The following is an 8,498-nucleotide window of genomic DNA, read 5'->3' on the forward strand; positions in this document are numbered from 1 at the left end:
GCTGGCGGGCCTGGACGTGGGGCGCTGGCGGGGCGCACGGCTCGACGAGGTCGGCGCGCGGGAGCCGGAGGCGCTGGCGCGGTGGCTGGCGGACCCGGACGCCGCGCCGCACGGCGGGGAGTCGGTGGGCGCCCTGTGCGAGCGGACGGCGCGGTGGCTGGAACAGGCCGCGCGGCACGACGGCAGAACGGTCGTCGTGGTCGAGCCCGAACTCGCGCGAGCCGCGGTGGTCGTCTGCCTCGGCGCGCCCGCGTCGGCGTTCTGGCGGACCGACGTGCCACCGCTGACGGCCGTGGAGCTCAGCGGCCGGGCGGGGCGCTGGAACGTGCGGGTGGGCCGCGAACTCGGCGCCGGAACGGCCGACTCGGAACCCGGCCGGGCCGGCTGAGGCTGGAGCCCTGCCGGGCCTGCTGAGGCGGGAGCCCGGCTGGGCTGGCTGAGGCCGGGGCCCTGCCGGGCAGGGCTGAGGCCCGCGCCCGGCCGTGAACACGCCGCCGGGGAGGCCGACCTGAAGTCCGGCCCGACCGACCGAAGCCCCCCTCGGCGTGAACTCGCCTCACAGCGAATCGACTTGCTTCCGTCGAACGACCCTCAGTCGAGTACCGCCATGAACGCGGAGCAGGCGCGGGCGCAGTCGTGGCAGGCCCTCGCGGTCTCCTCGGCGCCGGGGTGGCGCTCGACGACGCGGGCGCTCTCCAGGCAGACCGTGCGGGTCCACTCCGGTCGGAGGCGCGGGGCTGCCTCGCCGGTCCGCCCCTGTTCGGACAGCATCCGGCAGGTCGCGTCGCACACCTCGGCGCAGAGGATGCCCCTGCGCCGCGGCGGCGCCTGCTCCCCGGTGCCGTCCGGGTCCACCGGGCCCGCCCGCACGGCACAGGCGCGCGCACCCGGTGCAGGCCGGCGCGCAGGTGAAGCGGTCCTCAAGGAACCGGACGGGTTCTCGCTGCGAAGTCGTCGACGTCACGCGTGTCGGGTGGCGTGCCCCGCCCGCGCCGAACCCGGGCGCGTCCGGCGTCGCGCCTGGTGGGGCCGGCGGGTTCGGGTGGGGCGGCGGGGGTACTCGCGGGCCCATGGACATCGCATCGACGGACATCGCCGCCAAGGGCGCGCTGGGGATCGGACTGGGCGTGGCCGGTCTGGTCGTCGTGGCGCTCCTCATCGGCGCCTTCGCGCTGGGCTCCCGTGCCCGGCGCCGGCAGCCGGCACCGCCGCGCCCCGAGGAACAGCCCCGTCTGCCGCCCGGGGGACCCGTCGGTGAGGTCCGGGAGAACCGGGAGCCCGACGAGGTGCCCCGCGGCGACCACCGGATCACCCCGCACGAGATGCCCGGCCACGGCAACTCGCCCTCGCGTCCCGGCACGGCGACGGGCAGGCGGCGCTGGGACGACGGCGGGAGCGGGTCGTTCGGCGGCGGAGGGCAGGGCTGAGCCCGCCCGATCCCCCGTGCGGCCCGCGGCGGCGGGCCGTGCGACCGGCCGGGACCGTCGCGGTCCCGGCCCCGCCGTGCGGTCCGGGGTGCGCGGGGCGGCCCCGGTCAGTACGGTGGCGGTGCGGTTCAGGCGTTCGAGCGCGAGTACGGGAGGCGGCATGTCCGGCGAGAAGGCGGAGAGGCTGCCGCGCAAGGCGTACGAGAAGGAACTGCTGCGCCTGCAGACGGAGTTGGCCAAGCTCCAGGAGTGGGTGCGGGCCGAGGGCGCCCGGCTGGTCGTGGTCTTCGAGGGGCGGGACGCGGCGGGCAAGGGCGGCACGATCAAGCGGGTCGCCGAGCACCTCAACCCCCGGGTGGCGCGGATCGCGGCCCTTCCCAGGCCGACCGAGCGCGAGCGCGGCCAGTGGTACTTCCAGCGCTACATCGCGCATCTGCCGGCGGCCGGAGAGATCGTCCTGTTCGACCGCAGCTGGTACAACCGGGCCGGTGTCGAGCACGTCATGGGCTTCTGCTCCAAGGAGGAGTACCAGCTCTTCCTGCGCCAGTGCCCCCTCTTCGAGCGGATGCTCGTCGAGGACGGCATCCTGCTGCGCAAGTACTGGTTCTCGGTGAGCGACGAGGAGCAGCAGGAGCGTTTCCGGCGGCGCCTGGAGGACCCGCTGCGGCGCTGGAAGCTGTCGCCGATGGACCTGGAGTCCGTCAGCCGCTGGGAGGACTACTCGCGGGCCAAGGACGAGATGATGGTGCACACCGACGTCACCGGGGCGCCCTGGTACGTGGTGGAGAGCGACGACAAGCGCCGGGCCCGGCTGAACATGATCGCGCACCTGCTGGGCTCCCTGCCGTACCAGGACGTGCTGCCGCCGGTGCTGGAGCTGCCGGAGCGGCCCGCCTCGTCCGGCTACCGGCGTCCCCCGCGCGAGTTGCAGAACCACGTCCCGGACCACGCCGCCCGGCTGTGAGGCTCATCCGGGCCCGGAGCGCACCACGGCGACCGGGCAGTGCGCGTGGTGCAGCACCGCCTGGCTGACCGAGCCGAGGAGCAGCCCGCTGAACCCGCCGTGCCCGCGGGCCCCGACGACCACGAGCGCGGCCCCGGCGCTGGCCTCGATGAGGGTGTGCCGGACCCGGCCGCGCACCAGCCTGCGGTCCACGGCGACGTCGGGGTAGCGCTCGCCCAGTCCGCCGAGGGCCTCGGCGAGCACGCGTTCCTCCTCGTCGCGCAGCCGGTCCTCGTCGTAGGTGACGAAGGGCGGGTCGGCGGGCGACTCGTAGGCGCGCTCGGTGCGGTTGCTCCAGGCGTGCAGCGCCAGCAGTCCGGTGCCGTGCCGGGACGCCTGGGAGAAGGCGAACTCGACGGCTCCGCGGGCGGCGGGCGAGCCGTCGACGGCCAGCAGGACCGGCCCCGTGGCGTCCGGCCTGCCGCGCACGACCAGCACCGGGCAGGCGGCGTGGGCGGCCAGGTGCCCGGCGGTGGAGCCGAGCAGCAGGGCGCCGAACCTGCTCAGGCCGCGGCTGCCGACCACGGCGAGGGACGCGGTGCGCGACTCGATCTCCAGGACCGTCACCGGTTCGCCGACCACGGCGTCCCGTGTCACGGCGATGTCCGGGGCCCTCTCCCGGGCGCGGGCCTCGGCACGGGTGAGGGTGCCGTCGATCAGTTCGCGCATCCCGGCGTGGCCGGACTCCCAGGGGCGCCCGCCGGGCGGGATGTGCGCGGTGGGCCAGCCGAAGGCGTGCACCAGGCGCAGCCCCGTGCCGTGCGCCTCGGCCTCGCGCGCGCCGATCTCCACGGCCGCGCGTCCCGACGGCGATCCGTCCACCCCGACGACTACCGGGCCGTTCATCGTGTTCCCCTTTCCGGCGGGGTCCGCGGCGGCGCGCTCCGCCGCGCGGGCGCCGTCCGCCGGGCCGTGCCCTGCCTCCAGCGTCCCCCGGCGGGCCGCATCCCGCACCGGGCGGGCCGTGGGCGGTGTCAGTCGGGCAGGACCAGCCGCGCCGACTCCCCCGGCCGGAGGCAGACCTCGCGGTCCGGCAGCCGTACGTCGATGGGCGCGGCGCCGGAGGCCGGGACCGTGATCTCCAGCAGGCCGCGCTCCAGGCGCAGCCGCACGCCCCAGTTGCCGTGGTAGCGCAGGGAGAACCCGTAGGAGGACAGCTCGGGCATCGGGACGGGGTCCAGCCGCAGCGCGCCGCCGCGGGTCTCCAGGCCGGGCAGTCCGCGCTGGACGAGGTCGAGGGTGCCGGCCATGGCGCCCAGGTGGATGCCCTCGCCGGTGGTGCCGCCCTGGAGGTCGGCGATGTCGCCCTGGAGGGCCTCCTGGCAGAACGTCCACGCCTCGCTGCGCCGGCAGCGGGCCAGCACCCAGCCGTGGACGAGTCCGCTGAGCGTGGAGCCGTGGCTGGTGCGGCGCAGGTAGTACTCGACGGTGCGCCGCCACACGTCCTCGTCCAGGCGGTGGCCCAACCGCCGGAAGAGGCCGCCGAGTTCGGCGGGTGCGAAGAGGTAGCCGAGCATCAGCACGTCGGCCTGCTTGGACGCCTTGTAGCGGTTGACGGTGTCGTCCTCGGCCTCCAGGATCCGGTCGAGCCGGCGGATGTCGCCGTAGCGGGAGCGGTAGCCGTGCCAGTCGAGTTCGGCGAGGTCGCCGTAGCCCTCGAACTGGCTGATGACGTCGTCGTGGAAGGGGACGTGCAGGGTGCGGGAGACCTCGTCCCAGCGGTCGGGTTCGGTGTCGTCGAGGGCGGTGCGCTCGGCGAGTTCGCGGCGGCGGGGTGCGGGGAGGGCGGCCAGCACGTCCAGGGCGCGCGCCAGCACCCAGGCGGCGGTGACGTTGGTGTAGGCGTTGTCGTCCAGGCCGGGCGGGCCGGCGCCGGGATACGCCTCGTGGTACTCGTCGGGTCCGACCACGCCCTTGATGCGGTGGCGGCGCAGCCGGTCGTCGTAGACCGCCTTGTCCGCCCAGAAGCGGGCGATCTGGAGCATCATCTCGGCGCCCTTGGTGTGCAGGAACTCCGTGTCCCCGCTCGCCTCGCAGTACTGCCACACGTTGTAGGCGATCGCGGAGCCGACGTGGTGCTGGAGCCGGGAGTGGTCGGGCAGCCAGCGGCCCGAGCGCGGGTTGAGGTGGAGCCGCTGGGTCTCCTCGCGTCCGTCGCTGCCGCTCTGCCACGGGTACATGGCGCCGCGCAGGCCCGCTCGGGCCGCGGCCGTGCGCGCCTGCTCCAGGCGCCGGTGGCGGTGGTGCAGCAGCGCCCGGGAGACCTCGGGGAAGTGCAGGTTGAGGTAGGGCAGGACGAACAGTTCGTCCCAGAAGACATGGCCGCGGTACGCCTCGCCGTGCAGTCCGCGCGCGGGCACGCCGACGTCGAGGTCGGCGGTGTGCGGGGAGAGGGTCTGCAGCACGTGGAAGAGGTGCAGGCGCAGGATGAGCCCGGACTCGCCGGGGACGTCGAGGGCGGCGCGGCGCCACAGCTGGTTCCAGGCGACGGCGTGGGAGGCGGCGAGCGCCTCGAAGCCGGGGGCGCGCCCGACGCGGTCGATCGCGGCGTGCAGGGGGTCGCTGATGGCGGGGTCGCGGGAGGTGTGCAGGGCCGCGGTCTTGTCGACCGTGGCGGTGCGGCCGGGCTCCAGGTCGAGGGTCAGGCGCTGGACGGCGCGCGGGAGTTCGCGGTGGCCGGTGACGGGCGCGTCGGCGGTGAGGCGGGCCGCGAGGCCGACGCGCACGTCGGAGGCGCGGGTGCGGCAGCGCAGCCAGACCGTGTCCGGGGCCCCGGTGCCGGTGTGCACACGGGTCAGATGACGGCCGTCGAGGTCCTGGTAGCGGGGCACCCCGGCGTTGGTGACGCCGCCGTCCAGGGCCGCCTCCACCTCCAGGGGGCCGGCGAAGCCCTCGGCCGTGAACTCGGAGCGCAGCGCCGCCAGATGCGGGTCGCCCATGTGCACCAACCGCAGCTGACGCACCGTCAACGTCTTTTTGCCACCCAGGCCGTAGCGGGTGGTGCGCTCCAACAGGCCGCTTTCCAGGCGCAGTACCAGCCGGTGCGCGAGGACGTCGGCGGTGTCGGGGACGAGCCAGTCGCCGCCGGGCAGCCGGAAGCGCAGGGGCAGCCAGTTCGGGACGTTCACCATGTCCTCGTTCTCGACCCGGCGTCCGGCGACCTCGGAGGTGAGCCGGTTGTAGACGCCCGCGACGTACGTCCCGGGGTAGTGGACGTCGTCGGCGGCGCACTCGGGCAGGGCGCCGCGGGTGGCGAAGTAGCCGTTGCCCAGCGTGCACAGCGACTCCCGCAGGCGTTCGTCGGCTGCCCGGTAGCCCTCGTACTCCCAGCTCGGGCCCGGTTCCCCGGTGGCACCGCCCAGGTCCGTCACGTCGGTCCTCCTCGCGCGCACAGTTCTGCGAGATCGCGTACGACCATGTCCGCGCCGTGCCGCAGCAGGCGCTCCCCCGTGTCCGCGCCGCCGGTCCGGTCGACGCCGACCACGAGGGCGAAGCCGCCGGCGCGTCCGGCCTCCACGCCCGCCAGCGCGTCCTCCATGACGGCCGCCTGCCCGGCGGGGGCGCCGAGCCGGCGGACCGCCTCCAGGAACAGGTCGGGCCGCGGTTTGCCGGCCAGGCCGAGCCGAGCCGCCTCGCCGCCGTCCACGAGGACGTCGAAGAGGTCGAGCACCCCGGCCCGCGCCAGCAGTTCCCCGGCGTGCCGGGAGGCGGAGGCGGCGGCACGGGGTACTCCGGCGGCGCGCAGCGCCCTCACCAGGCGCACCGTCCCCGGGTAGGCGTCGACGCCTCCCTCGGCGAGCCGGCGGGTGAACAGGCGCTCCTTGTCGGCCGCGACCTGCCGTACCGCGGCGTCGGAGGCGTCGGCGCCGCGCGCGGCGAGGAAGGCGGCGGCACCGTCCAGGCGGGACCTGCCGTCCACGTGGCGAAGGTAGTCGTCCCGCTCGTCGAAGGGGCGGCGCTGGGCCGGGTCCGCGGGCGGATCGGCGCGCAGGCGGGCGTCGAAGGCCCGCTTCCAGGCGGCGGCGTGCACGCTGGCCGAGTCGGTGATCACGCCGTCGGTGTCGAAGACGACGGCGCGGACGTCGCGCAGGGCGGGAGCGAGGGCGTCCCGCGGCCCGCCACGGGCGTGCGGCCCGCTCACGGCCGCGCCGCTCTCGCCGCCGGGGCCGGGACGCGGCGTGCGGCCACGGCGTCCGGGCGGGGCCCGTCCGTCCCGGCACCAGGGGTCGTCAGGCGCACGGTCCGCTCACCTCCGCTCCCCCGCCGGCCCGCGCCCGGCGGGATCGGCTCACGAGTACCCGTTCGGCCCGTTCTGTCACCAGGGCCGCCGGAGTGCGGAGCCGCTCCGGCGCACCGGGCGTGCCCTCCGCCCCCTCCGGGGCGGCCCGCGCCCTCAGTCGCCGCGGTAGAGGGCCGTCAGCAGCTCGATGACGGCCTGCGCGGCGGGCGGCGGGTCCTCGCGCCACCAGGTCAGCCGTACGGCGATGGGCTCGGCGTCGCGCAGCGGCCGGTAGACCACGCCGGGGCGCGGGTACTGGTGGGCGGTGGCCTCGGCGGTCACTCCCACGCAGCGGCCGGTGGCGATCACCGTGAGCCAGTCGTCGACGTCGCGGGTGTCCTCGGTCGCGGGCCGGGAGTGCGGCGGCCACAGGTCCGTGGTCGTGGTGCCGGTGCGGCGGTCGACCAGGAGGGTGCGGCCGCTGAGGTCGGCGAGGCGTACCGAGCGTCGCCGGGCCAGGGCGTCGTCGGCGGCGAGCGCGCACAGCCGCCGCTCCAGTCCGACGATGGCGCTGTCGAAGCGCCGGTCGTCCAGGGGCCGCCGTGTCACGGCGAGGTCGCAGGCGCCCTCGGCGAGCCCGGACGTGGACGAGTTGGCGCGGACGAGCTGGAGGTCGGTGCCGGGGTGGGCGCCCGCCCAGCGGCGCTGGAAGTCCGCGGTGTGCCGGCCGAGGGCGGCCCAGGCGTAGCCCATCCGCAGCCGCTCGTGTCCGCAGGCCGCCTCGCGGACCAGTTCGTCGACCTCCGCGAGCACCCGGCGGGCGTGGGCGAGGACGCGCAGTCCGGTTCCGGTCGGACTGACGGCGCGCGACGTGCGCCGCAGCAGCCGTGCGCCGAGCGCGCGCTCCAGGGCGGCCAGGGAGCGGGATACGGCGGCCTGGGAGACGCCGAGGGCCAGGGCGGCGTCGGTGAAGGTGCCCTCGTCGGCGATGGCCACGAGGACGCGCAGCTGGCGTAGCTCCGGGTGCATGACCCAAGCGTATAGATGTGGCGGCGTACGCATTTTGCGTATGGGTGGGGCCGTCCCACGATCGGCGTATGCGTACCCGTCCCGCGCCCGTGCCCGCACCCATATCCGTGTCCGCCGCCGCGCCGGCCGCCGTGTCCCGGGGGCGGCGCGGCCGTCTCGCCGGGGTGGCCACCATGGCGGGGAGCGGTCTGTCCAACCAGACGGGTGCCGCGGTCGGCTCCCTCGCCTTCCCCGTCCTCGGCCCTGTGGGTGTGGTCGCGGTGCGGCAGTACGTCGCCGCGCTCGTCCTGCTGGCCGTGGGCAGGCCCGCGCTGCGCTCGTTCACCTGGCGCCAGTGGTGGCCGGTGCTGCTGCTGGCCCTGGTGTTCGGCACGATGAACCTCGCGCTGTACTCCTCGATCGAGCGGGTGGGCCTCGGCCTCGCGGTCACGCTGGAGTTCCTGGGGCCGCTGGCCCTCGCGCTGGCCGCCTCGCGCCGCCGGGCGGACGTCGCCTGCGCGGTGGTCGCCGCGGCCGGTGTGGTCACCCTGCTGCGGCCCCGGCCCTCGGCCGACTACCTGGGGATGGGGCTCGGCCTGCTGGCCGCCGTGTGCTGGGCGTCGTACATCCTGCTCAACCGCACGGTCGGCGAACGGGTCCCTGGAGCCCAGGGCCCCGCCGCGGCGGCCGCGGTCTCGGCCGTGCTGTTCCTGCCGGCCGGAGTCGTGCTCGCGGTGCGGCAGCCGCTCACGGCCGCCGCCGTCGCCTGCGCGGTCGTGGCCGGGGTGCTGTCCTCCGCGGTGCCCTGTCTGGCGGACCTGTGCACGCTGCGGCGGGTCCC

8 protein-coding genes and 1 pseudogene are annotated in these 8,498 nt (G+C 76.1%); 4 read left to right on the forward strand and 5 right to left on the reverse strand.

Features of this window, described 5'->3' with window-relative positions; genetic code table 11:
• Positions 1-388: histidine phosphatase family protein (locus SZN_RS33015; protein WP_043734333.1), on the forward strand; the 388-nt coding region annotated here is incomplete at its 5' end.
• A gap of 203 nt (positions 389-591) precedes the next feature.
• Here SZN_RS33015 and SZN_RS33020 read toward each other — a convergent pair.
• Positions 592-964: pseudogene (locus SZN_RS33020) on the reverse strand (four-helix bundle copper-binding protein).
• Between the two features lie 106 nt (positions 965-1,070).
• On the opposite strand from SZN_RS33020, the gene SZN_RS33025 reads away from it, so the two are divergent.
• Positions 1,071-1,427, forward strand: coding sequence for a DUF6479 family protein (locus tag SZN_RS33025; RefSeq protein ID WP_007503689.1), 357 nt, complete (start codon positions 1,071-1,073; stop codon positions 1,425-1,427).
• 160 nt (positions 1,428-1,587) lie between these two features.
• Positions 1,588-2,391, forward strand: a complete 804-nt coding sequence (gene ppk2, locus SZN_RS33030; protein ID WP_007503690.1) for a polyphosphate kinase 2 — start codon at positions 1,588-1,590, stop codon at positions 2,389-2,391.
• A gap of 3 nt (positions 2,392-2,394) precedes the next feature.
• Here the strand turns inward: ppk2 and SZN_RS33035 are convergent, their stop codons facing one another.
• From SZN_RS33035 to SZN_RS33050, 4 genes are all read right to left on the reverse strand, one after another.
• Entirely contained in the window at positions 2,395-3,276 is an 882-nt protein-coding gene (locus tag SZN_RS33035; RefSeq protein ID WP_043734336.1) for a universal stress protein, read from the reverse strand.
• A gap of 128 nt (positions 3,277-3,404) precedes the next feature.
• Entirely contained in the window at positions 3,405-5,801 is a 2,397-nt protein-coding gene (locus tag SZN_RS33040; protein WP_007503692.1) for a glycoside hydrolase family 65 protein, read from the reverse strand.
• Positions 5,798-6,571 carry an HAD family hydrolase gene (locus SZN_RS33045; protein ID WP_007503693.1) on the reverse strand — a complete coding sequence of 258 codons (774 nt, stop codon included), beginning with the start codon at positions 6,569-6,571 and terminating at the stop codon, positions 5,798-5,800. Before SZN_RS33045 ends, SZN_RS33040 begins: the two co-directional genes overlap by 4 nt.
• A 252-nt stretch (positions 6,572-6,823) precedes the next feature.
• Entirely contained in the window at positions 6,824-7,678 is an 855-nt protein-coding gene (locus SZN_RS33050) for a LysR family transcriptional regulator (protein ID WP_007503694.1), read from the reverse strand.
• Positions 7,679-7,746: 68 nt separating this feature from the next.
• Between SZN_RS33050 and SZN_RS33055 the strand changes: the two genes are divergently transcribed.
• Positions 7,747-8,498 (forward strand): EamA family transporter (locus SZN_RS33055; protein ID WP_244313461.1); only part of this gene is annotated, 752 nt, incomplete at its 3' end.

The organism is Streptomyces zinciresistens K42 (assembly GCF_000225525.1).
GTDB classification, from domain to species: domain Bacteria; phylum Actinomycetota; class Actinomycetes; order Streptomycetales; family Streptomycetaceae; genus Streptomyces; species Streptomyces zinciresistens.